1 protein-coding gene is annotated in these 1,440 nt (G+C 60.1%); it reads right to left on the bottom strand.

What is annotated here, in order from left to right:
• Positions 1–93 precede the first annotated feature (93 nt).
• A partial coding sequence (locus AAC083_RS02280; RefSeq protein ID WP_258224861.1) for a bifunctional 2',3'-cyclic-nucleotide 2'-phosphodiesterase/3'-nucleotidase occupies positions 94–1,440 on the bottom strand: 1,347 nt, incomplete at its 5' end.

The raw sequence follows: 1,440 nt of genomic DNA, 5'->3' as shown, positions 1-1,440 counted from the left end.
AAAAAAACCAATAAAAACAATGCCAGTCAGGCTTAACTGACTGGCATTACTCGCACTGCGAGGGCTTTTTTTATCGCCGGTTTCAGTCAGGTATTACTGACGGATCAGCCGGAAGATGGCGTAGCCGGGGTGCTGGGCATCGTCCATCGGCAGGGTGGACTTGTACTCCAGATCCGCGCCAGCCAGCTGCCTGGCCTCTTCGCGGGGGGAGGAGTAGAGCCGCACGTCCACGTTGGCCGGCAGAGCCTTCATGTGCCAGTTGTTGTTGGCCGCAGGGCTGAAACCACCCGGGTTGTCAGCAGACTGGGCCTTCAGGTACTGGGCTATGATCTCCCGTGTCTCGGAGGGATCTTCATGCACTATGTTGCTACCGTCGACACCCGGGAAGTGGCCGCCACCGCTGGCACGGTAGTTGTTGGTCACCACGTAGAACTTCTGGGCCGGATCCATGGGCTGACCGTTGAAGGTGAGCGCGCTGATGCGCTGACCATCGCTGACCTTGAGCCCTTCCTTGCTGTAACGGGCCGGCTGGGTGATATCCACCTCGTAGTTCACCCCATCGATCACGTCGAAGTTGTAGGTGGGGAACTTTTCGTTCACCAGCCACTGCACCTCTTTCTTGCCGGTGTCGATCTGGTTGAACTGACCGGCGCTCATCTCCAGCCACTCCTTGACGGTGGCACCATTCACCTCGACCACCTGCAAAGTATTCGGATAGATGTAGAGGTCAGAGACGTTGCGCAGGGAGATGTCACCCTGGGCCACATAAGTGAAGTCGTTGATGCCATTGCGACCGCCACGGAAGGGCGCCGCCACCGACAGGATCGGGTAGGGCTCCTTGAGCAGACCGTCCTGTTGCAGCTGCTCGGCGTAGCGACGCTGGGCATCGCTCACCAATTGCACCGAAGGGTCGTCCTGCACCAGAGCGAAGAAGCTATGGATGGAGGAGGTGATCTTGCCGAGCGGCTCATCCAGCCATTGGTTGGTGGCGTCGTGATCCGCCTGCACCAGATCCACAACCCGCTGATCCACGGCGCTGCCTTCGCTGGAGTCAATCTTGCGCAGGCTGGCCTGGCTCTGTTTCACCTGCCACTTGCCACCCACCTGCTCCAGAGTGAGGTCTATGATACCGAGGTGATTGCCCCAGTAGCCAGGCATCACGGTCGGTACACCGCGCAGGGTGCCGGCCTGGTTGTCCACCTCCGGCAGATCCGGGAAGTCGCCCGGGAAGTTCTTGTGAGCATGACCCAGCATCAGGGCATCCACCCCTTGCACCTTGGCCAGATGCCAGGCGGAGTTCTCCATCATGGCCTCGTAGCTGCTGGCGTTGATGCCGGTATGCGCCACCACTACCACAATGTCAGCGCCCTTGGCGCGCAGCTCGGGCACATAGTGATTGGCGGTCTCGACCATGTCGGCCACCACCACCTTGCCCTCCAG

This window comes from Aeromonas sp. HMWF014, from assembly GCF_963878295.1.
GTDB lineage: Bacteria > Pseudomonadota > Gammaproteobacteria > Enterobacterales > Aeromonadaceae > Aeromonas > Aeromonas popoffii.
Note: the sequence above shows the minus strand (reverse complement) of the source record. Positions and strands in the feature narration are given on the sequence as shown.